At 66.3% G+C, this 25,637-nt stretch carries 25 protein-coding genes; 10 read left to right on the plus strand and 15 right to left on the minus strand.

Features of this window, described 5'->3' with window-relative positions:
* Window positions 1–317: 317 nt before the first annotated feature.
* From A5707_RS20965 to A5707_RS20985, 5 genes are all read right to left on the minus strand, one after another.
* Window positions 318–683: a hypothetical protein gene (locus A5707_RS20965; RefSeq protein WP_065016345.1), complete on the minus strand. Its 366-nt coding sequence runs from the start codon at window positions 681–683 to the stop codon at window positions 318–320.
* 92 nt (window positions 684–775) lie between these two features.
* A complete protein-coding gene (locus tag A5707_RS24670) occupies window positions 776–1,996 on the minus strand; it encodes a WXG100 family type VII secretion target (protein WP_232000806.1) in 1,221 nt (406 codons plus the stop codon).
* Window positions 1,996–2,295, minus strand: coding sequence for a WXG100 family type VII secretion target (locus A5707_RS20975; RefSeq protein ID WP_156658228.1), 300 nt, complete (start codon window positions 2,293–2,295; stop codon window positions 1,996–1,998). The genes A5707_RS24670 and A5707_RS20975 overlap by 1 nt, the downstream gene beginning before the upstream one ends.
* Window positions 2,296–2,517: 222 nt before the next feature.
* On the minus strand, window positions 2,518–2,712 hold the full coding sequence (locus tag A5707_RS20980; protein ID WP_065016413.1) for a DUF3046 domain-containing protein: 195 nt from the start codon (window positions 2,710–2,712) through the stop codon (window positions 2,518–2,520).
* 10 nt (window positions 2,713–2,722) lie between these two features.
* The gene (locus A5707_RS20985) at window positions 2,723–3,895 is read right to left on the minus strand and encodes a glycosyltransferase (RefSeq protein ID WP_065016414.1); all 1,173 of its coding nucleotides are present in this window, start codon (window positions 3,893–3,895) and stop codon (window positions 2,723–2,725) included.
* Between the two features lie 41 nt (window positions 3,896–3,936).
* On the opposite strand from A5707_RS20985, the gene A5707_RS20990 reads away from it, so the two are divergent.
* On the plus strand, window positions 3,937–4,362 hold the full coding sequence (locus A5707_RS20990) for a limonene-1,2-epoxide hydrolase (protein WP_065016415.1): 426 nt from the start codon (window positions 3,937–3,939) through the stop codon (window positions 4,360–4,362).
* Window positions 4,363–4,373: 11 nt separating this feature from the next.
* Window positions 4,374–4,781, plus strand: a complete 408-nt coding sequence (locus A5707_RS20995; protein ID WP_065016347.1) for a DUF5313 domain-containing protein — start codon at window positions 4,374–4,376, stop codon at window positions 4,779–4,781.
* On the opposite strand, the gene pspM is transcribed toward A5707_RS20995, so the two are convergent.
* The 4 genes from pspM to pgsA form a co-directional block, all read right to left on the minus strand.
* Window positions 4,778–5,608, minus strand: coding sequence for a phage shock envelope stress response protein PspM (pspM, locus tag A5707_RS21000; RefSeq protein WP_065016348.1), 831 nt, complete (start codon window positions 5,606–5,608; stop codon window positions 4,778–4,780). The two genes, A5707_RS20995 and pspM, sit on opposite strands and share 4 nt — an antisense overlap.
* Before the next feature lie 14 nt (window positions 5,609–5,622).
* Entirely contained in the window at window positions 5,623–6,438 is an 816-nt protein-coding gene (gene pspA / locus A5707_RS21005; protein WP_065016349.1) for a phage shock protein PspA, read from the minus strand.
* 149 nt (window positions 6,439–6,587) lie between these two features.
* Window positions 6,588–6,914, minus strand: coding sequence for a transcriptional regulator ClgR (gene clgR, locus A5707_RS21010; RefSeq protein WP_082969607.1), 327 nt, complete (start codon window positions 6,912–6,914; stop codon window positions 6,588–6,590).
* Between the two features lie 96 nt (window positions 6,915–7,010).
* On the minus strand, window positions 7,011–7,607 hold the full coding sequence (gene pgsA, locus A5707_RS21015) for a CDP-diacylglycerol--glycerol-3-phosphate 3-phosphatidyltransferase (protein WP_065016351.1): 597 nt from the start codon (window positions 7,605–7,607) through the stop codon (window positions 7,011–7,013).
* Window positions 7,608–7,670: 63 nt separating this feature from the next.
* Here pgsA and A5707_RS21020 point away from each other — a divergent pair, with 63 nt between their 5' ends.
* Window positions 7,671–8,183 carry an amino-acid N-acetyltransferase gene (locus tag A5707_RS21020; protein ID WP_232000814.1) on the plus strand — a complete coding sequence of 171 codons (513 nt, stop codon included), beginning with the start codon at window positions 7,671–7,673 and terminating at the stop codon, window positions 8,181–8,183.
* A 113-nt stretch (window positions 8,184–8,296) separates the two neighbouring features.
* Here A5707_RS21020 and A5707_RS21025 read toward each other — a convergent pair whose 3' ends face one another.
* Window positions 8,297–10,771, minus strand: coding sequence for an FtsK/SpoIIIE family DNA translocase (locus A5707_RS21025; protein ID WP_082969604.1), 2,475 nt, complete (start codon window positions 10,769–10,771; stop codon window positions 8,297–8,299).
* Window positions 10,772–10,905: 134 nt separating this feature from the next.
* Between A5707_RS21025 and A5707_RS21030 the strand changes: the two genes are divergently transcribed.
* From A5707_RS21030 to A5707_RS21040, 3 genes are read left to right on the plus strand one after another with little or no spacing between them, the layout of a single operon-like run.
* Window positions 10,906–11,220 carry a putative quinol monooxygenase gene (locus A5707_RS21030; RefSeq protein ID WP_065016354.1) on the plus strand — a complete coding sequence of 105 codons (315 nt, stop codon included), beginning with the start codon at window positions 10,906–10,908 and terminating at the stop codon, window positions 11,218–11,220.
* Window positions 11,217–12,041 carry a mycofactocin-coupled SDR family oxidoreductase gene (locus A5707_RS21035; protein ID WP_197495397.1) on the plus strand — a complete coding sequence of 275 codons (825 nt, stop codon included), beginning with the start codon at window positions 11,217–11,219 and terminating at the stop codon, window positions 12,039–12,041. Before A5707_RS21030 ends, A5707_RS21035 begins: the two co-directional genes overlap by 4 nt.
* 2 nt (window positions 12,042–12,043) lie before the next feature.
* Window positions 12,044–12,916 (plus strand): SAM-dependent methyltransferase, encoded by an 873-nt coding sequence (locus A5707_RS21040; RefSeq protein ID WP_065016356.1) that lies wholly within the window; start codon window positions 12,044–12,046, stop codon window positions 12,914–12,916.
* A gap of 15 nt (window positions 12,917–12,931) precedes the next feature.
* Here the strand turns inward: A5707_RS21040 and A5707_RS21045 are convergent, their stop codons facing one another.
* The 5 genes from A5707_RS21045 to A5707_RS21065 all read right to left on the minus strand — a co-directional run bounded on the left by A5707_RS21045 (window position 12,932) and on the right by A5707_RS21065 (window position 18,131).
* On the minus strand, window positions 12,932–14,608 hold the full coding sequence (locus tag A5707_RS21045) for a ribonuclease J (RefSeq protein ID WP_065016357.1): 1,677 nt from the start codon (window positions 14,606–14,608) through the stop codon (window positions 12,932–12,934).
* Window positions 14,609–14,615: 7 nt separating this feature from the next.
* Window positions 14,616–15,518 (minus strand): 4-hydroxy-tetrahydrodipicolinate synthase, encoded by a 903-nt coding sequence (gene dapA / locus A5707_RS21050; protein WP_065016358.1) that lies wholly within the window; start codon window positions 15,516–15,518, stop codon window positions 14,616–14,618.
* 50 nt (window positions 15,519–15,568) lie between these two features.
* A complete protein-coding gene (thyX, locus tag A5707_RS21055) occupies window positions 15,569–16,321 on the minus strand; it encodes an FAD-dependent thymidylate synthase (protein WP_065016416.1) in 753 nt (250 codons plus the stop codon).
* Between the two features lie 62 nt (window positions 16,322–16,383).
* Window positions 16,384–17,436 (minus strand): polyprenyl synthetase family protein, encoded by a 1,053-nt coding sequence (locus A5707_RS21060; RefSeq protein ID WP_065016359.1) that lies wholly within the window; start codon window positions 17,434–17,436, stop codon window positions 16,384–16,386.
* Window positions 17,433–18,131, minus strand: a complete 699-nt coding sequence (locus A5707_RS21065) for a hypothetical protein (protein WP_065016360.1) — start codon at window positions 18,129–18,131, stop codon at window positions 17,433–17,435. Before A5707_RS21065 ends, A5707_RS21060 begins: the two co-directional genes overlap by 4 nt.
* Window positions 18,132–18,286: 155 nt before the next feature.
* Between A5707_RS21065 and A5707_RS21070 the strand changes: the two genes are divergently transcribed.
* From A5707_RS21070 to A5707_RS21085, 4 genes are read left to right on the plus strand one after another with little or no spacing between them, the layout of a single operon-like run.
* Window positions 18,287–19,738, plus strand: coding sequence for a hypothetical protein (locus A5707_RS21070; protein ID WP_065016361.1), 1,452 nt, complete (start codon window positions 18,287–18,289; stop codon window positions 19,736–19,738).
* A complete protein-coding gene (locus A5707_RS21075; protein ID WP_065016362.1) occupies window positions 19,735–20,247 on the plus strand; it encodes a hypothetical protein in 513 nt (170 codons plus the stop codon). The genes A5707_RS21070 and A5707_RS21075 overlap by 4 nt, the downstream gene beginning before the upstream one ends.
* A 2-nt stretch (window positions 20,248–20,249) precedes the next feature.
* Window positions 20,250–23,432, plus strand: coding sequence for an ATP-binding protein (locus tag A5707_RS21080; RefSeq protein WP_065016363.1), 3,183 nt, complete (start codon window positions 20,250–20,252; stop codon window positions 23,430–23,432).
* The gene (locus A5707_RS21085; protein WP_065016364.1) at window positions 23,429–25,504 is read left to right on the plus strand and encodes an FAD-dependent oxidoreductase; all 2,076 of its coding nucleotides are present in this window, start codon (window positions 23,429–23,431) and stop codon (window positions 25,502–25,504) included. Before A5707_RS21080 ends, A5707_RS21085 begins: the two co-directional genes overlap by 4 nt.
* Window positions 25,505–25,637 lie beyond the last annotated feature (133 nt).

The following is a 25,637-nucleotide window of genomic DNA, read 5'->3' on the forward strand; positions in this document are numbered from 1 at the left end:
GCGCAGCCAATTGAGCAGTTGTCAAGGACGTGCGGACGCTCCGCCAAGCAGACTCACCCGGCACAGTTTTTGAAGGGCGTACAGTGCTGGCTTCTAATCAATGAACCATTTGATGGGACCATTTGATGCTTTCAGGCGCCAACGGGGGCCCGTATATAAGTTCATCAGTCGCATCCTTCTTGACCTGGTCAGTTCAGCTCGGAGCCAGTAAAAAAATTCTCACACCCCCAGTTGCGGATGCGTTTCTCGGCCGCACGAGCTTAGGCCGGCCGGTTGACCGGACGGCCAACGTTAGCTTGGTGAGGACTTTGGCAAATCTACCCTCTAGCCGATGGCAATGTCAGCTGCAGAAAGCCCGCGCCCCACGGTTGCAGCATCACATCGGCGGGCCAGCTCACGCGATTGTCCTCCCCGCGCAAGTAGTCACCGCTGACGCCGACGGCCTTGACAGGCTTTCCGTGGTCCTCGAAGACCAACAGGCTGGCCTTGGATTCAAAGAAGTTTGCGCGGATCACCGGTGCGCCTACGGTTTTCTCGATGAACTCCCGGTCGGTGTATTCATGGAACAGGTGCACCTCGTCCCAGCGCCACGTGGTGAAGTCGCTGAGTCTGCCCGACTTCTCTTGATGTAGAAGGCTTTCCAAGCCGTCGTTGAGTCGTTGATCGTTGTAGTCGATGTCCATCGATTGCCTCGTTAGCCCACAGCTGGCCGTCAAGAAGCACAGCAATATCAGACTGAGCGCAGTGCGTATCGGCGTTGCACTGGTCGCCACGGTCAGTATCCTCCTGCCGATGTTCCGTAGCCGCCGGGTTGGCCAGGGTCATAGCTTCCACCGGGTCCGGCACCGGTCGCTATTGGCGCCTGGCCGGGTACCGACGCTTTCGTCGTCGTGCCTGCGTCGCCCCAGGGAATGGTGTCGCTCCAGGCCAGCTTCTCGCCGCCAGGCGCGATGACGACGGTGTCGCCTCTGTTGACAGCTTGTTGGACTAGGTCGGCTAGCTGCGCCGGAGTGGCGTGTGGGTTAGCTGCTGCGATTTTTCGTCCGACTTCGTTGTTGTACAGATCCATCGCCTCGGCGGTGGCGGGATTGTTGGGCAGTCGTTCGTGAGCGGTCGTGAAGTCGCGGGTCCAGTTCTCGCCGAATCGTTGCGTCATCAGGGCGTTCCAGTATGCGTGCCGGAAGGCGTCGGTGTGGTTGTCGGCTGTGTCGTTGGGACCATTCTGGGGCGGGAAACGCACCTTGGCCTCGACTGCGGCGGCTTCTTTGATTTGGTTCAGATCCCGCAGCGCAAACGGTGAGAGCTTCCCGAGCATGCGCGCCTCGCGCGCGGTCACATGCACCGGGTCGGTGGCCAAGCTGAGCGGCCACGGCGGCTCCCAATCGAGTTCGCCGTCGGGATCTTCGGATACCTGGTACGTCTTCAGGATCTCTTCAAGCGGATCGACGTGTGGCGGACCGCTTTGGCGGAAATCGACCGCTTGGATGGTTCGGTCGGGCTGGCCGGTCGCGTCATGGCCGGCCGTGGTGATCGCGCGGGCCAGATCGGCGTCGGCGGTATTGCCGTCGACAAGAACTTTCTTGATCCGCGCTTCAAGTTCGACCTGATGCTGTTGGTTTGACGGATGGTCCATGTCGAGCCCATCGCTGGGAGTGACCGTGCCGGTGGCGCGGTCGATCGTGAACCCCCAGGTGTGGGCGTCGCGGTCGATACTGCTCAAGGCGTCTTTGACGTTTTGAATTTCGTCGGCCGATTTGCTGATTGCGGTACCGACGGCCTGCATTTCGTCGGCGTGCGCCGCCAGATGTGTGCTCAGCTTGTCCAATGATGCTTTGGCGGCGTCACCGGCGGTGCCCTGCCAGCTGGCGATCAAGGGCAACCGGCTCAGTCCGGTTTTGACCTCGTTAGCACTGCCGCCACGTTTCCCCAGCGCCGTAGACACCTGGCGAATCAAGCCTACGTCCCAACGGTCGACATCGGCGAGGCTGACCGCCATCAGGTTTGGTCGTTGATGTTGTCTGCGCTCTGGCCGTCCACAGCCCGGTACTGACTGCCGGCGACCCGAAAGGCCTGCTCGTGATCGGCGATGCTGCCACACAATTGCTCGGTGGTGGATTGCCATTCGGCGAGTTTGGCTCGCAGCGCGGCGACCGAGGCGCCGACCCACCCGACTTGCGCGCCTTCGATGTCGCTATCGGCAGTCGCATGAGCGGCCCGCAGATTGTTGTGATGCACGCTCATGTGATTGGCCGAGATGCGCAGATCAACTGGGTCAACTTCCAACGGTTCGAACACGCCCACCTCCCCTGGTTGACCAGGACATCCTAACCGCTTCTCTTGCAGCGCCGATGCACGAAATCGACCTGATGCGCGGGTGCGGCGGCGTCCCGTGGTACCCGTAAAGGAACTTCTCAGGCCTCCGGTGATCGCATGATGGCGATAGCGTTTTGACTGGTCGCTGGTGTGCGTTCAGGTTCTGGATGCAGTCTCAGCGCAGTGGCTACAGCCGCGAAAGACTCACCACTGTTCGCGGGGCACGTCGAAGTCCACGCACAGCGCCCGCCACACGTCGCGTGGATCTACGCCGTCTTCGATCGCTTGGGCGGCGGTGCGTCCGTCGAACCCGCTCAACACATGGTCGGCCAGCACCGAAGCACCGTAGGTGACACCGAACCGCATCGTGACCAGCTCGTTGAACTCCGTGAGACGCACGACGTCCAACTTACCCAGCGTGTGCCAGCGCTTCGTGGCATACCCGCACCGGATCGACCACGTCGGCGATGCTGGCTGCCGCCCGACGGGCCGCGTCGCGGTAGCTCGGGGTGGACAACACGTCGCCAACCGCAGCAACCAGCGCATCGGCGGTCAGCGGCCGGATCAACCGCCCGCTGCCCTGCCGCACCACCCGGTTGGCCATCTCCCACTGGTCACCACCGCCTGGGACCACCACCAGCGGCACACCGGCCAGCAGCGTCTTGGCCACCATCCCATGCCCGCCGCCGCAGATCACCACGTCGGCGTGCGCCAACAGCTCGTCCTGACGGCCCAGCCCCACCACGGCGTACGGCGGAGCAGCCAGCTCGGGACCGTTCAGCCTCGAGACAACGATGCGTGCCCCGGCCGGCAGCTGCTTGCCGGGCACCAGGCAGCCCAGGGCCGTCTGGGCCATTCCCTGTGTTCCAGTCAGCGCCGTCGACGGCGCCACCACCACCACCGGTCCGGAACCGGGCGGGATAGGCAACACGTGCTGGGTCGGTTCGAAGTGCAGTGGCCCCACCACGACGGCTTCGGCCGGCCAGTCCGGCCGGGGCACCTCCAATGCGGGCAGCGTCGCGATTAGCCGCCGCAACGGGCCCGGGTCGCGGGCCGGCAGACCGATCTCGACGCGCACCGCCGCCCGCTGGCGCAGCCCTTCGCGCCAGGACCGGGCGGTCAGCGCCCGCATCACCGCGTCGCGCAGCCGACCGCGAATCCCGATGCCGGGCGCAAGGCCGCTTCCCAGCGGAGGCAACCCCTTAGACGGCAGGTACAGCGGATGTGGGTTGAGTTCGATCCACGGGATTCCCATCAACTCAGCGGCCATGCCGCCACACGCCGTGATGACGTCGGACACCACCAGATCCGGCGCTAAGTCCTGCAGCTGCGGGATATTGAGCACGGCCATCCGCGCTGCCCGCTGGTGGATCTTGGCGCCGGCGTCGCGGTCGTCGTCGGCCGCGGTCGGATCGAGCCCGGCCAACTCGACGGCGTCGACGCCGGCGGCACGCGCGTCCTCGAGCCATTCGGTGCCGGTGAGCAGAGTCGGGGTGTCGCCCGCCGCCGCGAACCGCTGGCACAGCGCGATCGCGGGAAACGAGTGCCCGGGATCCGGCCCGGCGACCACGGCGACGCGCACGGGCCTACCCTGCCACAACGGCCGCATCTAGGCTGGTGACCATGACCGAGCAGACCATCGAAAACACCCGGACGGTCGAGACATTCCTGAACGCGTTGCAGGACGAGGACTTCGACACCGCTGAGGCCGCCTTGGCCGACGACCTGGTCTACCAGAACGTCGGGCTACCGACCATCCACGGGCGCCGCCGGGCGATGAAGCTGTTCCGGCGGATGGAGGGCGGCAGCACCGCGTTCGAAGTGAAGATTCATCGCATCGCCGCCGACGGTGCCGCCGTGCTCACCGAGCGCAGCGATGCGCTGATCTTCGGCCCGCTGCGCCTGCAGTTCTGGGTCTGCGGCGTGTTCGAAGTCCACGACGGGCAAATCACCTTGTGGCGCGACTACTTCGACTTCTACGACATGCTGAAAGCGACGGTTCGTGGTCTCGCGGCCCTGGCGCTGCCGTCATTGAAGGCGTCGTTCTAGGCACGAGTCCGATGCGCGAACGCCCCAACGCTATTCAGTACATCCGTTACTGCTATGGCCACCCGCTGCCCAGTTCGATGCGGGATTGGGTGCGCAACGACTTGGCCGGCAAGGGTGCCACCGCCCGGATGATGATCCGGGTCGCCGTTCCGGCGGTGCTGGTGCTCGCCCCGTTCTGGCTGATCCCGACGACGCTCTATGTGCATGCGGGCATGACGCTGCCGATCCTCATTCCGTTCGTGTATTTCTCGCATGCGCTGAACAAGGTGTGGCGTCGTCACATGCTGCGCATGCACAATCTCGATCCCGACCTGGTCGACGAACGGGCCCGCCAACGCGACGCCCACATCCACCGGGCCTACGTCGAGCGCTACGGCCCGCGACCCGAGTCAGCGCCGCATCGCAGCCACGACATCTAAGCCCGCGGCAACCCGCCGAGTTCGTCGAACGCCTGCGCCCAGCCGACCAGCCGGTCTGTTGCTCCGACCAGTTCTTCGCGATAATGCTGGCGGGACAACGGCGACGGTGCCGCGGCATCACCGTTCGCGGCCGACACCAATTGTGCTGCGGCGGTGACCATTTCGTTGTACTGACGCACACCGGTGCCTAACTGAGCGGTGAACGCGTTAATGGTGGGCACCAGATATGAGCGTGACTGCGGCGTGTACTGCGCCGCCCGCTCCATCGACACCACCTCCGCGGCCGTCGCCGCCATGGCCGCCGCGGTCTGGTTGGCCGCGGTAGTCAGCTCGCGGATCTCGTCGGGCGGCAACATGTTGCCCCGCTCCATCACGCCCAACAGCGAGAAGAAGCCACGTTCGGAAGCGCCGAGGGCGAACATTGCCGATCGGGCGGCAGAGCCCGGCGGCGGTAACCGGCGCGTGCTGCCGGGCCGCTGCACCGGCAGCGGCACCACGCGCAGCCATCGGTAGCGAAGCAGCAGCAGCGTCGCCGGAATCGCCTGCGCGACCGCAATCGAGCCGGTGATCACCAGCAGCAACGTGAACCAACCCCACGCCGCCAACAGCGCCGTCACCACGCCCCAGAACAGGCAGCCGGCGCTGAAGATCAGCCCCCAGCGCAACGCCCGTCGCCGGCGACGCAGCAGTCGCGCCCGCGGGTCGGTGACCGCGCTGATCTTGCGCATGACCAGATCGGAAAGCTCGCCGGCAGTGTCCAGACCCCGCTGCACCAGCGTTCGCCACTGACCGGTAGCCGTTACGCGTTGACCCGATTTCACCGCCATGTCGACCGTCCCGGTTACTGCTGACCGAGCGGCTTCTCAGCAGCGGTCGGGTCGGCAGCGGCCGCCGGTGTGCCCGGACTGGCCGCATTGCCGCCGGCCGGCAACGCCTCGCCACGCATCGACGCGCGGATCTGCTCCAGCCGGGAATGCCCGGCCATCTGCACGCCGGCCTGCTCGACCTCGAGCATGCGGCCCTGCACCGAGTTCTGCGCGAGTTCGGCGGCGCCCAGCGCGTTGGCGTAGCGACGTTCGATCTTGTCGCGGACCTCGTCGAGGCTGGGCGTGTTGCCGGGCGCGGCGAGTTCGCTCATTGACCGCAGCGACGCGCTGACCTGCTCCTGCATCTTGGCTTGTTCGAGCTGGCTGAGCAGCTTGGTGCGCTCGGCGATCTTCTGCTGCAGCACCATCGCGTTTTGCTCGACGGCCTTTTTGGCTTGCGCGGCGGCCTGCAGGGCCTGGTCATGCAGGCCTTTGAGGTCTTCGACACTCTGCTCGGCAGTCACCAGCTGCGCCGCGAACGCCTCGGCGGCGTTGTTGTACTCGGTGGCCTTGGCGGCGTCTCCGGCAGCGGTGGCCTGGTCGGCCAGCGTCAGCGCCTGGCGCACGTTGACCTGAAGTTTTTCGATGTCGGCCAGCTGCCGGTTGAGCCGCATCTCGAGCTGGCGCTGATTGCCGATCACTTGGGCGGCCTGCTGAGTCAGCGCCTGATGGGTGCGCTGTGCCTCCTCGATGGCCTGCTGGATCTGGACTTTCGGGTCGGCGTGCTCGTCGATCTTCGCGTTGAACAGCGCCATCACGTACTTCCACGCTTTGACGAACGGATTGGCCATCTGTCTAGCTCCGCCTTCTTTCGTGACTGCCGGATGGGGCTGGTGCGCTTGCCCTGCTGCTCAATTTATCGGTTTGGCGTCGATGGCCACACCCTTGGCGCGCAGCCGCTCGACAATGTCGCCGCTGAAGCGGCCCGCGCCGACCGCGCTCAGGCGATAGCCAGCGAGACCACCGGCGGAATGACGACCTTTGTGTCGGCATCGATGTTGGCGGCGCTCGACGTGCCCGACGTGGCGCGCTCTTGGCGGGCCAGTCGCTCACCGGCGTCGACGAGCAGGTCGGACAACGACACCTCCAGCGCATCGCAGATGGCGCTCAGCAATTCACTGGACGCTTCTTTGCGGCCGCGCTCGACCTCGGAGAGATATCCCAAGCTGACCCGAGCGGCATCGGAGACTTCGCGCAGGGTGCGGCCTTGTGAAGTCCGGGCCCGACGCAGCACGTCGCCGATGACCTCACGCAACAATGACGACATTGTGCACTCCTTGGTCCGGTCACGCTGATTGACACTGGTCATCTAGGTCAACGTGACGCGGGTGGGCATTGGTTCCCCGGACACAGCCCTTTTGCGTCAGGGCGCTGGCGGCCGGCCCCGAACATCTCGTAGGGCGGAAGCGATGTAGTCCACACCGGTGACCACGGTCAGCACGATGGCGATCGCCATCACCACCGTCGCCAAGACCTGCCATGATCCGGACAACGGCAACACGAACAACCCGATCGCCACCGCCTGCACGAGCGTCTTGAGTTTGCCGCCGCGACTGGCGGGAATGACGCCGCGGCGCAGCACGGCGAACCGCAGCACGGTGATGCCGACCTCGCGCACCAAGATCAGCACGGTGACCCACCAGGGCAGATCGCCGAGCATCGCCAGCCCGATCAGCGCCGCGCCGATGAGGGTTTTGTCGGCAATCGGGTCGGCCATCGTCCCGAATTCGGTCACCATCCCGTAGTTGCGGGCCAGCGCGCCGTCGAACCGATCCGTGATGACCGCTACCGCGAAAATCACGAAAGCCACGATGCGGCTGGGGGTTTCGTGCCCCTCCCCGGCGAATAGCGCCAACAGGAAGACCGGAACCAATACCAGACGCAGCAGCGTGAGCATGTTGGCGAGGTTGGTGACGCGCACACGCCGGACCATCGGACCGGTTTGAGGCTGCCCCGTCACGGCATCAGAATATCGGTTGCCCCTGGGATGGGCCGAAACCGATACTCTGCACCCGTGAACGCAGTGGGGGGTCCACGCGCCTACCGGCCAGCCGTCCGGCGTGCGCGGACCTCCGATGTCCCGGCCATCAAGCGACTCGTCGACACCTACGCCGGCAAGATCTTGCTGGAAAAAAACCTGGTGACGCTCTACGAGGCTGTCCAGGAGTTCTGGGTGGCCGAACACGAGGACCAGGTAGTCGGCTGCGGAGCGCTGCACGTGTTGTGGTCGGACCTCGGCGAGGTGCGCACGGTCGCGGTCGACCCGAGCATGACCGGCCGGGGTATCGGCCACGCGATCGTCGACCGGCTGCTCGAGGTGGCCCGCGACCTGCAATTGCAGCGGCTGTTCGTGTTGACTTTCGAGACGGAGTTCTTTTCCCGGCACGGATTCGCCGAGATCGACGGCACGCCAGTGACCGCCGAGGTCTACGAGGAGATGTGCCGCTCGTATGACATCGGTGTCGCGGAATTCCTCGACTTGAGCTACGTCAAGCCCAACATTTTGGGCAACACCCGGATGCTGCTGGTGCTCTAGCCGCCGAGCGTGAAGCTGGGTTCACGTTGGTGGCCGAACGTGAAACTGGGTTCACGCTCGGCGCCAGTCGGCGACGCTCGGCGCCGCTCGGCGCCAGTCGGCGTCCCTCGGCGTCAGTCGGCGTCCCCGACGTCGTCCCCGCCGCCGCGGATGGACGTCAGCGTCGCGGCCAGCTCGTCGGGTTTGACCAGCACCTCTCGGGCCTTGGACCCCTCGGAGGGCCCGACGATGCCGCGGGTCTCCATCAGGTCCATCAACCGGCCGGCCTTGGCAAAGCCCACCCGCAGTTTGCGCTGCAGCATCGAGGTGGAGCCGAATTGGCTCGACACCACCAGCTCGACGGCCTGCAGGAACACGTCCATGTCGTCGCCGATGTCGGGGTCGACATCCTTGCGCTCCCCGGTGGGCTTGGCGGTGGTGACGCCGTCGGTGTACTCGGGTTCGGCTTGCTCCTTGCACGCGGCGACGACGGCGTGGATCTCCTCGTCGGTGATGAACGCCCCCTGCAGGCGGAGCGGTTTGCCCGCCCCCATCGGCAGGAACAGACCGTCGCCCATCCCGATCAGCTTCTCGGCACCCGCCTGGTCCAGGATCACCCGGGAGTCGGTCAGCGACGACGTGGCGAACGCCAGCCGCGACGGCACGTTGGTCTTGATCAGGCCGGTGACCACGTCGACCGACGGCCGCTGGGTGGCCAGCACCAGATGGATACCGGCCGCGCGGGCCTTCTGGGTGATCCGCACGATCGCGTCCTCGACGTCGCGGGGGGCGGTCATCATCAAATCGGCCAGCTCGTCGACGATGGCCACCACATACGGGTAGGGCCGGTACTCGCGCTGGCTGCCCAACGGCGCGGTGATGGCACCGGAGCGCACCTTGTCGTTGAAGTCGTCGATGTGGCGCACCCGGGAGGCCTGCATGTCCTGGTAGCGCTGCTCCATCTCCTCGACCAGCCACGCCAGCGCCGCGGCCGCCTTCTTGGGCTGAGTGATGATCGGGGTGATCAGGTGCGGAATGCCTTCATACGGCGTGAGTTCCACCATCTTCGGGTCGATCAGGATCATCCTGACCTCCTCGGGGGTGGCCCGCGCCAGCAACGACACCAGCATGGAGTTGACGAAGCTGGACTTGCCGGATCCGGTCGAGCCGGCCACCAGCAGGTGCGGCATCTTGGCCAGGTTGGCGCTGATGAAGTCGCCTTCGATGTCCTTGCCCAGACCGATGACCAGCGGATGGTGGTCGCGACGGGTCTCGCGTGCGGTGAGCACGTCGGCCAGTCGCACCATTTCCCGGTCGGTGTTGGGCACCTCGATGCCGACGGCGGATTTACCGGGGATCGGGGCCAGCATCCGGACACTCTCGGTGGCCACCGCGTAGGCGATATTGCGGTGCAGCGCAGTGATTTTCTCGACCTTGACGCCCGGACCGAGTTCGACTTCGTAGCGGGTGACAGTGGGCCCCCGGGTGCAACCGGTCACCGCCGCGTCGACCTTGAACTGCTGCAGCACCGACGTGATCGCGTCGACCATCTGCTCGTTGGCGGCGCTGCGCCGCTTCGGCGGGTCGCCGGCGATCAGCAAACTCAATGACGGCAGCGTGTACGGTCCCTCGACGACCCGGTCGGTGACCTGCGGTTCGCGCTTGGGTTTGCGCCGGCTGCGCGCGACGGCAGGCTCCGGAACGGTTGGAGTGTCGTCGGCGGCCACGGGCTGGTCGCGGGACGGCCAGGCCTGTGGTTCGTCGTCGCCGTAGGCCGCCGGGTCGTCGTAGTAGCCGTCGGAAAAGTCCTCCGGCACAGCATCGTCGGCTTCGGGCTCGTCGTAGTCGGACTCGTCGGGATAGTCGTAGCCGAACATCCGGGTGCCGAACATGGCGCGCACCGTGTCGGGCACCTCGCGAATCGTGGTGCCGGTCAATAGCAGCAGGCCGAACAGTGCGGCGATGAACAGCAGCGGCGCAGCAATCCACTTGCTCAATCCGTCCGAGAGCGGTCCCCCGATGGCGAACCCGATAAAGCCCGCCGCGTGCTGGCGGGCCTGCGGCGCACCCGGTGAGCCGGCCCACAGATGCCACAGCCCCAGCACCGGCAGCACAACCATTGCCGAACCGAGCACCAGCCGCGGCCGGGCATCCGGGTCGGGCTCGGTACGCATCAGCAGCACCGCCGCCGCGGCAGTGACCACCGGCAGCAGCACGACGGCCGATCCGATGAACGTCCGCAACACCGAGTCGACCCACGCCCCCACCGGGCGGGCGGCATCGAACCACGAGCTGGCGGCGATGACGACGGCAAGCGCCAGCAGAGCCAGCGCGATGCCGTCGCGGCGGTGGCCCGGATCGATGTCGCGGGCCCGGCCCACCGACCGCGCCGCGCTGCCGGTGCCCTTGGCCAGCATCAGCCATCCGGCGCGCATCGCTCGCCCGCAGGTCAGCCCGGCCGTGGCAACCAGCGACGGGTTGCGGCGCTTGGCCGGCGCCGACGGCCGGCGCCGTGGCGATGCTGGGCGCGCGGGCCGGCCGCCGCGCCGCGACGTGGCCTTTGACCTGCTCGTTCGGGTGCCGGATCGGGCCACGGTCTTACTCGCCATGCCGGCAAGCCTAGTCGCAAATGCACCATCTGCACCATCCGCCACACTGGCAACCCGAACCTGGCCGCCTGGACCGCCGGAAAGCCTGAGTAGAGTGACAGCCGTCACGTCAGCTACCTCGAGGAGCTTCCACCATGCCCGTCGTCGTCGTCGCCACCCTCACCGTCAAGCCGGAGTCGGTCGACACCGTCCGCGACATCCTCAGCCGCGCGGTCACCGACGTGCACGGCGAACCGGGCTGCCAGCTGTACTCCCTGCACCAATCGGGCGAAACGTTCGTGTTCGTCGAGCAGTGGGCCGACGAAGACGCGCTCAAAGCTCACAGCACCGCGCCTGCGATGGCGACGATGTTCAAGGACGCCGGCGAGCATCTGGCCGGTGCGCCCGACATCAAGATGCTGCAACCCGTCGTCGCCGGCGATCCGGCCAAGGGTCAGCTACGTCCCTGATGGGCCGTCCTCTCGCCGGCAAAGTCGCGCTGATCACGGGCGCCGCACGCGGCCAGGGCCGCGCCCATGCGGTGCGACTGGCCGCCGACGGCGCCGACATCATCGCCGTCGACCTGTGCGATCGAATCCCGAGCGTGCCGTATCCGCTGGCCACCGCCGCCGATCTGGCCGCCACGGTCAAGCTGGTCGAGGACACCGGAGCCCGCATCGTGGCCCGTCAAGGTGACGTGCGCGACCGCGACTCATTGGCCGCCGCGCTGCAGGCGGGCCTCGATGACCTCGGCCGGCTGGACATCGTGGTCGCCAACGCCGGTATCGCACCAATGCAGGCCGGCGCCGACGGCTGGCGCGACGTCATCGATGTCAACCTCACCGGAGCTCATCACACCGTCGAAGTCGCGATACCGACGATGATCTCCCAAGGCGACGGCGGGTCGATCGTCTTGATCAGTTCGGCCGCCGGGCTTTCGGGCATCGGCAGCGCCGACGCCGGTTCCATCGGCTATGCCGCCGCCAAGCACGGCCTGGTCGGCCTGATGCGCGTCTACGCCAACCACCTTGCGCCGCATAGTATTCGGGTCAACTCGGTGCACCCGTCCGGTGTCGACACCCCGATGATCAACAACGAGTTCACCCGCCGATGGTTGGCCGATCTGGTCGCCGAGTCCGGTGCACCGCCGGACATGGGCAACGCGTTGCCCGTGCAGGTGTTGCAGCCCGATGACATCGCGAACGCGGTGGCATGGCTGGTTTCCGACCAAGCCCGCTACGTCACCGGGATCACGCTGCCGGTCGACGCGGGCTTTTTGAACAAGCGCTAGCGATGGCGCGAAACCCCGCGGCCCAGACCGCTTTCGGCCCGCTGGCGCTGGCGGCCATCGAACAGCACGAACCGCCGGACAAGCGGTTGGTCAACGACGACTTGGCGGCCCGATTCCTGCCGGCACCCACGCGGTGGCTGGTCGCCGCGCTGCGCCCGGCGCCGCTGCGACGACTGCTGATGGCCGGCATGGAGCGCAGCGGCCCGGGACTGTGGACCAACCTCGCCTGCCGTAAGCACTACATCGCCGACAAGCTCGACGAGGCGCTGGAGGGCATCGACGCCGTGGTCGTCCTTGGCGCCGGGTTGGACACTCGCGCTTATCATTTGGCGCAGTACACCGCGATCCCGGTCTTCGAAGTCGATCAGCCGGTCAACATCGCTCGCAAGGCGGCGGCGGTACAGCGGGTGCTGGGCGAGCAACCACGCTCGGTCCGGTTGGTGCCGGTGGACTTCGAGCATGACGACCTGCTCACCGTGTTGGCCGGAGTCGGCTATCGAACCGACTATCGGACGTTTTTCATCTGGGAGGGCGTGACGCAATATCTCACCGCCAACGCCGTACATGCCACGCTGGCAGGACTGCGACCCGTCGCATCGGGTAGCCGGCTGGCGTTCACCTATGTTCGGCCCGATTTCATCGACGGCACCAACCTGTACGGCGCCAAGTCGTTGTACCGCAAGGTTCGGCAGCGTCGCCAACTGTGGCACTTCGGGCTTCAGCCGACCGAGGTGGCGCCGTTTCTCGACCAGTTCGGTTGGCGGCTGATCGAGCAGGTAGGGCCCGAAGAGCTGGTCCGGCGTTACGTCGAGCCGACCGGCCGCAACCTCGCCGCGTCGCAGATCGAGTGGTCGGCGTACGCCGAGAAGCGTTGAGATTGCGTCTGCGGCTCAAATTTCCAGCACCGTCGGCACGATCATCGGCTGGCGACGGTAGGTTTCACCCACCCACTTGCCGACCGTGCGCCGCACCGCTTGGGCGATCCGGGCTGGGTCGGTGACGTTCTCGGCCGCCAGCGATTCCAGTTCGGCCTCGACCTTGCGCACGGCGGGCTCGAGCGCCTTGGGGTCTTCGGAGAATCCGCGCGAATACAGGTGCGGCAATGCGGCGGGCTGACCGGTGCCGCGGCGCACCACGACGGTGACGGCGACGAAGCCCGATGACAGGATGAGCCGTTCACCCAGGGTGATGTCGCCGACGTCGCCGGTGATCAGCCCGTCGACGAACATCTTGCCGACCGGCACCGCACCGGCGATGGTGGCTTTGCCGGCCACAAGATCGACGCTCACGCCGTTCTCGGCCAACAGGATCGACTCCTCGGGCACCCCGGTGCGAGCAGCCAGTGCGGCGTTGGCGCGCAGCATTCGCCAGGTCCCGTGTACCGGCATGACCTGGCGAGGCCGCACCCCGTTATAGAGGAACAGCAACTCACCCGCGTAAGCGTGCCCCGAAACATGCACTCGCACTTGTTGATTGGTGACAACGCGAGCGCCGATCTTCGACAGGGCGTCGATGACTCCGTACACGGCTTCTTCGTTACCCGGTATCAGCGACGACGACAAGATGATCAGGTCGTCGGCACTCAGCGTGATGCTGCGGTGTTCGCCACGCGACATCCGCGACAGCGCTGACATCGGCTCGCCCTGAGTGCCGGTGGTAATCAACACCACCCGTTCGGGTGGCATCATTTCCGCCGCCCCGATGTCGAGCAGATTCGAGTCGTCCACCCGCAAAAACCCGAGCTCGCGGGCGATGCCCATGTTGCGGACCATGGAACGCCCGACGAACGACACCCGCCGGTCCAATGCCACTGCCGCGTCGATGATCTGCTGCACCCGGTCCACGTTGGAGGCAAAGCACGCGACGATCACCCGGCCCTCGGCGCCGCGGATCAACCGGTGCAGCGTCGGGCCGACCTCGCTTTCCGACGGCCCGACGCCGGGAATCTCGGCGTTGGTCGAATCACACAGAAACAGGTCCACCCCATCGGCACCGAGCCGCGACATACCGGGCAGGTCGGTGGGGCGCCCGTCGAGCGGCAACTGGTCGAGCTTGATGTCACCAGTGTGCAGAACGGTTCCCGCGCCCGTGCGCACCGCGATCGCCAGCGCATCGGGGATCGAATGGTTGACCGCGAAGTACTCGCACTCGAACACCCCGTGAGTGCTACGCATGCCCTCGGCGACTTCGATGAACACCGGCTTGAGCTGGTGTTCACGACATTTCGCGGCGACCAAGGCCAAGGTGAACTTCGAGCCGACGACCGGAATGTCGGGGCGCAGCTTGAGCAGGAACGGGATTGCCCCGATGTGGTCTTCGTGGGCGTGGGTCAACACCAGCGCCTCGACTTCGTCGAGTCGCTCTTCGATATGCCGCAGGTCCGGCAGGATCAGATCGACGGCGGGCTCGTCGTGGGTGGGAAACATGACTCCGCAGTCGATGATCAGCAGTCGGCCGAGATGCTCGAAAACCGTCATGTTGCGGCCGATTTCGCTGATCCCGCCCAGCGCAGTAACCCGTAGTCCGCCAGTGGTCAACGGTCCTGGCGGAGAAAGCTCTAGATCCACTTGGGGGTCACCTGAGCACTGAGGCCGCGCGCATGTCGGCAGCCAACGCCTCGACTTGCTCCGGGCTGGCCGGCACTTGTGGCAGCCGGGGGTCGCCGACCTCGATGCCCTGCAACCGCAGCCCCGTCTTGGACATCGTCACTCCGCCCAGCCGGCTCATCGCATCGCACAGTGGGCTGAGCGCGACGTTGATCTTGCGGGCAGTGGCCACATCCCCGGATTGGAAGGCAGTCAACAAGTCTCGCAGTTGCCCTGCCGCGAAGTGAGAGATCACGCTGATGAAGCCGGTCGCGCCCATCGCCAGCCACGGCAGGTTCAGCGCATCGTCGCCGGAGTAATAGGCCAGCCCGGTTTCGGCCATCAGCTGCGCGCCGGCATGCAGATCACCCTTGGCGTCTTTGATGCCGACGATGTTGGGGTGAGATGCCAACGCGCGGATGGTGTCGGGCTGGATCGGCACCACCGACCGCGGCGGGATGTCGTAGAGCACGACCGGCAGGGCGGTGGCGTCGGCGACGGCGGTGAAGTGCGCCAACAACCCGGCCTGCGACGGCCTCGAGTAGTACGGCGTGACGACCAGCAGCCCGTGGGCGCCCACGCCCGCGCACGCCTCGGCCAGCCGGACGCTGTGCTCGGTGTCATTGCTGCCTGCGCCGGCGATGACACGGGCACGATCACCGACCGCTTCCAACACCGCCCGCAGCAGCGTGAGCTTCTCGTAGTCGGCAGTGGTGGGCGACTCACCGGTGGTGCCGGACAGCACCAGACCGTCACAACCGGCGTCGACGAGGTGGTTGGCCAGTCGTGCGGCCGCCACGGTGTCCACCGAGCCGTCCGAACCGAACGGCGTCACCATCGCGGTCAGGACGGTGCCCAGGCGCGTCCGCGCGTCGAAGCCGGCTGTGCTCACGGCTTCTAGATTACCCGCCGGGTACAAGCCTCTCGCACGTCAGCGCTGTCTCAGGCTTCAGTAGCCAGCGGACTGGTCGCCACCTCTGTCCCGTCGGCCAACGTGGTGATCTGGAAGTCGGCGAAGACGGTCGGCGCAACCCCGGCTAGTTCCCGCAGGCAGGCGATGGCCAGCCGCCGGATCTCCACATCGGCGTGCTCGCTGGCCCGCACCGCGACGAAGTGCCGCCAGGCCCGGTAGTTGCCGGTGACCACGATGCGGGTTTCGGTGGCGCTGGGCAGCACCGCGCGGGCGGCTTGACGGGCCTGTTTGCGCCGCAAGACCGCATTGGGCTGGTCGGCGAACTTGGCTTCCAGCTTGGCCAGCAGTTCGGTGTAGACGGCCCGGCTGGTGTCGGCGGCCCGAGCCACGATCTGCTGCAGCTCCGGGTCGTCTTCGATGCCGGGCGGGATCACGACCTGTGCGTTCTTTTCGGGCACGTAGCGCTGCGACAGCTGCGAATAGGAGAAGTGCCGGTGGCGGATCAGCTCGTGGGTGCACGATCGGGAGATGCCGGTGATGTAGAAGGACACGCTGGCGTGCTCGAGCACCGACAAATGCCCGACGTCGATGATGTGCTGGAGGTAGCCGGCGTTGGTCGCGGTCTTGGGGTTGGGCTTTGACCAGCTCTGGTAGCAGGCCCGGCCGGCGAATTCGACCAGCCCCTGACCGCCGTCGGCGTCGGTGCTCCATGGCACGTCCGGCGGCGCCAAGAACTCGGTCTTGGCGATCAATTGCACGCGCAGCGGCGCCGTCTCGGCCACGGCGCTCACCCTAGCGGCGATCGCAAACTCGGCGCAGCCGAGCGCCGCGGGTCGCCGCCAACCTAGCGCCACCGGGCCCATACATAGGGCACCAGCGCCCGCAGGAAGTCCAAGTCGGGGCCGGGTTTCGCGTCGGCGAACGCCTGCTCGAAATACTCCTCGGCGACCAACAGAATGCCCTCGGCGAACTCGCTGGTGTATGCGATGCTGCCGTAGCTGTCCATCAGGGTGCGCACTCGGTGCACCAACTCAGTCGATCGCTCAGATCGACTGAGGTGCAAGTAATCTCGCACCACTTCGAGGTCGCGGCCGTCGGCGACGGACAGTAGATGAACCAGCGGCAGGGTCCGCTTGCCTTCGTAGAGGTCGCCGAGAATCTCCTTGCCGTAAACCCGTTCGTCGCCGACCAGGTTTAACAAGTCGTCACGGATCTGGAAAGCCGCACCGAAATGAAACCCGAACCGCACCAGCGGATCGAGGTGCGCTGTGCCGCGAGAGCCCACCATCGCACCCACCCGCAGCGGATGGATGGTGGTGTACCAGCAGGTCTTGTGCATGATCAGATGCAGGTAGTCGTCCGGCCGCAGATCCTCGACCTTGTCCAGCTGCCAGCCCACCTCGAGCGCCTGCCCTTCCAGGGTGCGCATCGCCATGGTGTCGAACTCGGCCCACACCAACTCGGCTAGGTCGCGGTCGAGCCGCCGGGTCGCCCGCCGCAGCACCTGCCCGGCCACCACCGCCAACGCATCGCCGGCATTCAGCGCTGCGGCTATTCCGTGCGTGGCCGCCAGAGTCGGTCTGCCGCGGCGCATTTCACTGCCGTCGGCAACATCGTCGTGCACCAGAAATGCGTTGTGCAGCAATTCAATTGTCACCGCCAGACCCAGCAGTTCGTCCGAGTCCGCGCCGAACGCGCGGCCGGCCGACAGGCACAGCGCGGGTCGCAACGCCTTGCCCGGGCGGGACGGATACTCGCGCATCGGCGCGTAGAGCCATTGGCTGGGTTCGCCGTCGGGCATCGCGTCGAGCATCGACCGGCGGACCAGCTTGGCAACCTCGCGCAGCCGCTCGTCGACGCCCGACACCAATTGGGTGCGATCGGCGGTGCTGGTCATGTGTCGGGCAGTCGGACGGTCAGCACCACAGGCAGCCAAAGGTCGGGGTGACCGCTGGCCACCAGGGTGCCGCGATAGACGCCGGGCCGCACCTGTGAGCTCACGTCGACCGTGACGACAACACCGCGACTGGACCGACGGGGCATCGGTACGACCGCGGTGTCGATGCGCACTGCATCGGCCGAGATCACGTCGCCGTCGTGACCGAGCAGATCACTGCACTGCAGCCGGACGTCCGCGTGGTCTGCGGGCCCGCGGTTGTGCAACCAGATCTCGGTGCCGGCCGAGCCGGCAACGGCGGCCTCCAGCGCCAAAACACCGTGCGCGTCGGGGTTGTTCAGGTCAAGGGCCAGCACACCGCGGGCCGCCGGCGTGGGCGGTATCGATCGAAGCAGGAGCTGGCCAACCATCGACCACCACGCCCGCGTCAGTCGTTCGAATTCCGGCAGGCCGGCCGGCCCGAGGGTGTCAGTGCCTGCGGCCGCCAACGTCTTTCCGTTGCTCGCTTCGGCGCTGGGCTGTCCGTTCTCCTCCGAGCCGACTGCCCGGACGACGCGATCGACGATCCGGCTGGCGGCCCGAAGCCCTTCGGCCTGAATGGCACTGAGCGCACGCGCGTTAGCCGCGGGATCGAAAACCGATGCCCACGGCAGGTCGTCAATGGTGCCGTCGTCGCCGAAGCCCCGATTCGTCACCGCTGCCTCCCGGCCGTGTGTGGCAAGTAGCCAATGCTAGGTCGCGAGGTGGCCGGAACGCGGCGCTTTTCCGTCGATTCCTCTGCACGAGAACCCGGTGGATCGATCGACGCAACGCTAAACTACCTGGGAAAACCCGGGGACGGGAGACCCAGATGGCGACGACCGACACGCCGACGACCGCTCAATCTCTCCTCGCGCTGTACGGCGCGCTCGATCAAGCGGTCACCGAGACCGGCGACGCGCATACCGAAGCCATCGTCGAGCGCTATCTCCCCGGTACCACGGGGAAAAACGCCGGCTGGTACGACGAATTGCTCGGCTTCCAGAGCAGCCTTGTGCCCCGCACCGTGGAAGCACCCCCCACCCCGGATCTGAGTCAGGCGTTGACCGTTCTGCAAGGCCGAGCCGAGCCGACGGCGATGCCTGAAGCCGAGTTGCAGCCGGGAGTGCAGTACGCCAGGGGCGCAGAAGCCCGACCCGAGCCGCTGACTGCGGTGCAGAAGTCTCGCATGCTCTACGCGATCGGGGCCCTCAGTCACTTGCCGCAGAAGTATCCGCCGAGCGAGTACGACCCGCTGTTCGCGCGGGCGCTGGAGAGCATCGGCACCCCCGGCGGTGACCTGCTTGACCTGCTGCGAAGTGAGTTCAACAGCCCTGACGACTGGCCGCACGTCATGTATCTGGGCGAGCAGCGCGGGCTGATCGGCAGTGTGGTGGCCGCCGTTCCGCTGTGCCAGCGCAAGTTCAAGTGGGTTCACGGCTACCCGTGCGTCGTGCTGACCACCGACTTCGCCCGAACAGATGTGTCGCTCGACGACCTGAAGGCTGTCATCGACCCGCTGAACTGGGACAAGTGCTTGCCGTTCTTCTGCTTGATGACGGGAGAGGTCAAGCGCAACGACGGATGGAGCCGGGTGCTCGAACATGTCAGCACCATCTGTCACGTCCCTGGAGCCCAGATGGTGACGCCACTGAAGTACTGGAAGGGCGAGCAGCTGCCGCAACCCTCGGCGTGGGTCGACTACGAGCTCGACGACGATCCGGCGCCCGGCGAAAAGGGCGACGGGTGGATGGTGGTCGACGAAGGCTTCATCAGAATGACGTCCACGGTCGGCAACTCCGCCCAGGACGGCGTGCGGGTGCGCACCCGCAAGGTTGCGGGCTTCCGCAACCTGGGCTGGGCTCCCGCTGCGATGTATGCGTGCGTGATGGGCTACGGCAACCAAGGCCTGGAGATGCTGATCGACGGAGTCGCAAAGCGAAAGGCCGACGGCGGGGTGGGCTGGACGCCGTGGGAAGCGTCGATAGCGCCGGCTGGGCCCGGCGCCACGCCGGGCTCCGACAAACCGAGGCAGCCGGCAGACGACACGGACCCCGCTCAGCGGGCTGTGGCGCTGGCGGTCGAGCTGGTCAACAAGTGCATCGACGACATGTCGGCAACGAGTGCGGCATTGGCGAGTAAGTGGGCAAGCGGTGCGATGCCGATCGCCGAGACGATGACGTACACCACCGACCTGGCGGCCCGGCTGGCGACCGATCCCTGGCGTTATCTGGAGCGGCTGCGCGGCGCGGACACCGGCCCGGCTCACAAGGATGACAAATGACCAGTCCGTTACCTAATCCGTCGCGCATCACGGAGTGGGCCGAAATCTCACGGCGTTTCATCAACCAGGCGAGTGCCGTGGTGCTGGAGGCCAACGAGCAGATCAAAGCCGAATCCTTCGGCGGAGCCCAGTGGACCAAGTCAGCGCGGCGCCTAGTCAATCTTGCTCTGACCGCGGGGTTGGAAATGGCTCCGCAATCGGTGTGTTTTCCGCAGTCGGCTGCGGACCTCGAGCTGTCGGATTTCATCGACGTCGATCCTGACAATGAATGCGAGAGAGTGCTTTCCGTTGCCAAGCCGTTCGTGTTGGACGGCGCACCGTCGTGTGTGATTCCGAATCAGTTCGTCGTGTTTGTGCCCGCGATCCTGCGCGTGTACGCCAAGCGATTTCGGGTGGGTGTCAGCTGGCCGGACCTTCGAAGCGGCACGTATCGGGGCCGGGTTCGGCTGGCCCGCACCCAGACTCCGCAGCCGGGTAGCCAAGAGATTGACGTCGTCATCGACCTCTGAGCATGTCCGCCGCCCCGCACACCATCGACGAATTGCTGGACCGCGCGGTCCAAGCGATCAACAGTGGTGACCGCGCCACCGCCAGTGCGCTGGCCGAACAGGTGTTGACCGTCGACAGCGCCAACCGCGACGCCGAAGACCTGCTCACCGCCCCAGCCGCCGGTAGCGGCGAATTACGGCGATTGACAATCCTTTTCGCCGACGTGGTGGATTCCACCGCACTATCCACCCGCATCGAGCCGGAAATCTATCGCACGGTGATCGGTCGCTACCGCCAGCAAGTGACCGAGATCGTCGACCGCTACGAGGGCCATGTGTTCTCCACCAAGGGAGACGGGCTGCTCGCGGTGTTCGGTCATCCGATAGCCCACGAGAACGATGTGCGACGTGCGGTCCAGGCCGGTCTGGACATCACGCGTGAGGTGGCACGGCTCAGTGAGCGGGTCCGGTCGCGGTTCGGCTTCGACATCTCGGTGCGCGCCGGAGTACACCGGGGCCTGGTGTACCTCGACGTGGCACAAGACGATGTGTACGGGCTGGGCGCCAATCTCGCCTCCCGGGTCTCGGGACTGGCGTCGCCAGGCTCTGTCGTCGTCTCCGGTGCCATCGCTCCCCTGGTACGCGACCACTTCGAACTCCAAGCTCGGCCGGCCCAGTCCGTCAAAGGTATCGACGAGCCCGTCGACCACTTCCAGGTCGTCGGGGAGCATGTCACCGTCATGCGGATTCCGCTGGGTCCGCTGGTCGGCCGGGAGCGTGAGCTCGAACATCTGCGGGCCAGTTGGGCTTTGGCTGAGAACGGCTCGCTGACCAGCGTTGGGGTCGGCTTCAGCGGTGAGGCCGGGATGGGCAAAAGTCGATTAGCCACGGCCGCAGCCGATTTAGCCGAAAGCGCAGGGCACTTGGTGCTCGCGTTGGTCGGATCGCCGTTTCATACCGACGCCGGCCTCTACCCCATTCGCGCTCTGCTCGAGCAACGATGCGGGATCGACCGGGCAACAGAACAAGCTGACCGGTTGCGGTTGCTGGCCGACGAGGTGCGAACCCGCGGCCTCGATCCGGAATCCGAAGTACCGCTGCTGGCACCGGTATTGGGCATTGCCGCCGAACACGGCTATCAGCCGGTTCGCGTCGAGGGCACCAAGCTCTACCAGCAGATCATCCAGGCCATCGTTGATTACCTGCTTGCCTGCACCGGTAACAGCCCGGCGGTGGTGCTGGCTGAAGACCTGCAGTGGTTCGACGCGTCAACGCTGCACGTAATCGAGTCACTGCTTGGCACGACCAGGGGCCGGCTGCTGGTCGTCCTCACCGGACGCGATCTCACTTCGCTGCGAGACATCGCTTCTCTGCGGGTTTTCGAACTTGCGCCGTTGACCTCGCACGAAACCGACGAGCTGATCACGGCGCTGGACCCGACGTTGTCGGTCGACGAGCGGGGCGAAGTGGCTCGCCGCTGCGACGGGGTACCGCTGTACATCGAAGAGGTCGTCACCAAGATGCACGACCAGCCCACCGACGAGGCGGGCTGGACGCGGGCCCCCGATGCTCTCTACGAGCCGTTGTTTTCCCGGCTTCGGGCAAGTCAGACCACCATTCAGGTCGTCGAGGCCGCTGCCGCGATCGGCCGGGAATTCGACCACGCCCTGCTGCGCAGCGTCCTGGATATGGCCGAGCCCGATCTCGACGCCGCCATTCGGGATCTCGAGGCAGCGCTGGCTTTCGAACCGACCGCCGATGACCGCTGGCGGTTTCGGCATGAATTGCTGCGTGAGGTGGCCTACGAGCTGCCGCCGCCCAGCGTGCGTCGCGCATTGCATGGACGGGTGGCCGACGCGCTTGTCCGGAGCTCGGATGAGCCCGACTGGCACCTGGTCGCGCTGCATTACGAGAACGCGGAACGCTTCGACGAGGCGGCCAATGCCCACCAGCAGGCATCGCTGGTTGCCCAGCGCCGCGGCGCCCTCGAGGAAGCGCGCGCGTGCCTGACCCGCGCCATCGCGCAGAACGAACGGGCGGCATCCGGTCCGGCGCGCGACCGGCGCGAGACCCGGATTCGCCTGCGGCGCGGGTTCCTCACGTCGGCGGTAAAGGGAACCGCCAGCCCGCAGGCCGCCGCCGACTTTGAACGTTGCCTCCAGCTTGCGGGCACCGACCTTCGCGAAGACGTGCTGCTGTCGACGCTGTTCGCGCTGTGGGCGTACTACCTGCCGAGAGGCGACCTGCGCCGCTGCCTACAGCTCTCCGAGTCCACTCGCGGCAAGATTCCCGGCCGCGGCTGGTTTCGCCCCGCGTTCGGCGCCGTCGCGTTGTTCCGCGGGGATTTCGGCACCGCACGCGCGGTCCTCGAAGAAGTCGCGGCAGAAGTGACACAGCGGGACCTCACCGCCTTCGAATCGGTGTGGTTCGTGCCCAGCGACCCGGTCACCTCGGTGCACACCGACTTGGCGCTGGCGCGGTTCGTTCAGGGCGATGTCTGCGGCGCCGAGGAGCAACTCGCCGAAACCGTACGTCGGGTGGCGAATCTCGGGTTCCCGCAGGGCCCGTTCAGCCATGCCTATCAACGGTTTTTCGAAATTTGGATGTGGATGGAGGCCGGCTGGCTGGACCGCGCCGCGGATACTGTCCGGGAGCTCGAGGCGCAGGCCGAACGGCACGGCTTCGAGTATTGGACCATGACGGCGGTCACGCAGCGGGCCACGATCGGCGCGCTGTCGGCACTTTTAGCCGACGGCGGCAACCCGACCATTGTGCAGCCACACATCGAGATGATGACGTTGATCGTCCAAAACCTGCGGGACGCAGAGGTCAAGCTGTTCGTCACCTTCTATGACGCGGTTCTCGCGCGTCTGCTGACCGCGGTGGGCAAGACCGACGAGGCACGCAGACGGTTGGACATCGCATTGCAATTCGGCACAGAAAGCGATGCCAATTTTTACCGCGCCGAACTGTTGCGGTTGCGCGCTCAGACCGCCGCCGACGTCGACGCCCGGGATGCCGACTTGCGCGCTGCCGTCGACACGGCCCACCAGCAGGCAGCGTCGATCTTCGAATTACGCGCTGCGATGGACGTATTCGAGCTGGACGGCCAATCCGGGACCGCACCACTGAAAGAAGCGATCAGCCGTTTCCCGACCGACAGCGATTGGCCGGAGCTCGTCCGAGCCCGGGCGCTGCTCGGGTGAGCCGGCCAGGCGGCAAGGTCGCCATCCTCGGCGGTGGCATGGCCGGTCTGAGCACCGCGTGGCGACTGAGCGAACCCGGTTGGCGCGATCGCTTCGACGCGATCACCGTTTACCAACGGGGCTGGCGGCTCGGCGGCAAAGCCGCATCCAGCCGCGGCATTCACGGCCGCATCGAGGAGCACGGGCTACACATCTGGCTGGGCTCCTACGAGAACGCCTTCGCACTACTTCGCGAGTGCTACAGCGAACTCGACAGGGCCACAAGCGATCCGACGGCACCGATCGCCGACTGGGATCAAGCGCTGATTCCGGCGGACAACGTGGGTGTGGCCGACGAATTCGGCAGCGATTGGCTGATCTGGCTGGCGACATTCACCAGCAACGACGGGCTGCCCGGCGAGCCCGGTGCCACCGGCCGCGAGATGACCGTCGTCGAGTTCACCCGTCGTGCCCTGCGACTGGTGTGCGACTTCGCCGAATCTCAGCGCGGCGCAACGCCTGCCGGACTTACCCTTTCCACCTGTCCCGAGCCGCCGCCGGTCACCCACTGGATCGACACGGTCGCCAACGCGGCGCTGGCGGCGCTGCTCGCGCTGACCGATCCGCACGTGCCGCAGCGCACAGTCGCACAACTGATCGAGGATGCGCTCGACGCGGTGCGCGCTGCACTCGAGTACGAGCGACGCCCAGACCACAAGCGGTCCTGGCTCTTGCTGTCGATGATGACCGCGGTAGTCCGTGGCATTTTCGCCGACAATCTCATCACCGACCCGCGCGGATTCCGGGCGATCAACGACGAAGACTTCACTGCCTGGCTGCTGCGGCATGGTGCTCATCGCGACGTGCTGGACTTCGCGCTGGTGCGCGGTGTGTACGACCTCGTCTTCGGTTACCGGGAGGCCGACCCCGACCAGCTGTCATTCGGTGCCGGGCTGGCGGTCTTCATGACCGGCTTGGTTCTCTTCGGCCACAAAGGGGCGGTCTTCTGGAAGATGACCGCCGGGATGGGCGACGTCGTGATCGCTCCGCTCTACCAGGCGTTGCGGCGGCGCGGTGTCGAGTTCGAGTTCTTCCACCGGCTCGACGCGCTGCATCTCGATGAGCGGCGACTGGCGGTCGACGCGATCACGATGGGACGCCAGGTGCGCCTGACCGACGGCGTGTCCCGCTACGAGCCGTTGACGAAAGTGCATGGGCTGCCGGTCTTTCCCAATGCGCCGCTGGCCGAGCAGCTCGCCGCCGAGCCCAGTCCTGGCGGCGGCTGGCATTCGCTGGAGACGCACTGGTCCGACCACGCCGATGCGGAGACCCGCGTGTTGCGCCGCGGCGTCGACTTCGACCACGTCGTACTCGCCGTCTCGGTCGGCATGCTTCCCGTCGTCGCCGCGGAGTTGATCGACGACCGAGTCGAGTGGCAGGAGATGACGTCTCGCATTCGCACGGTAGCCACCCAGGCGTTTCAGCTTTGGCTTCGCCCCGACGAACCGTCGCTGGGCTGGAACGAACCGGGCGTGACGATCAGCGCCTACCTGCGTCCGTTCGAGACGTGGGCGTCGATGCCGCAGACGCTGTGGGCCGAGGACTGGCCCGAGCATGATCGGCCGGGGACTGTCGCCTACTTCTGCGGCACGCTGAACGCGACGTGGCCCACCGCCGAGGTCGGCGCGAGTTACGCGCGACGCTATGAAGAGCGTGTGCGTGCGGCGGCCACCGACTACGTCGACCGCCATCTGCGACCGTACTTCCCGGCTGCGGTCAGCGACCGGGGCTTCAATTGGCGTCTGCTCGCCGGTGTCAACGGGGAGCGAGGCCGCGCCGCATTCGACACCCAGTACCTGAGTGTGAACGTCGACCCGTCGGATCGCTACGTGCAGTCGGCTCCAGGAACCGATCGCTACCGGCTGCGCCCCGACGAAAGTGGTTACGACAACCTGGTTTTGGCCGGTGACTGGACCGACTCAGGTCTGAACGCCGGCTGCATCGAGGCGGCGGTCTTGTCGGGCCTGGAAGCCGCGAACGCACTGCTGGGCCGTCATCGCTACCACCGCATCCGCGGTTTCTATCTGCCGTGAAGTGGCCGCCCGGCTGTCACGGCGGCGAAACGTGAAAGTCAATTCGTTGTCCGGCTTCCGGCAATCGATTTCCTGCATTGCGCACGCGGTGGAGTTACGGCCGAGGGGTTGGGGTCCCATCCGATCCACCAGA

Origin of the sequence: Mycobacterium kyorinense (assembly GCF_001672775.1) — a bacterium.
Taxonomy (GTDB): Bacteria; Actinomycetota; Actinomycetes; order Mycobacteriales; family Mycobacteriaceae; genus Mycobacterium; species Mycobacterium kyorinense_A.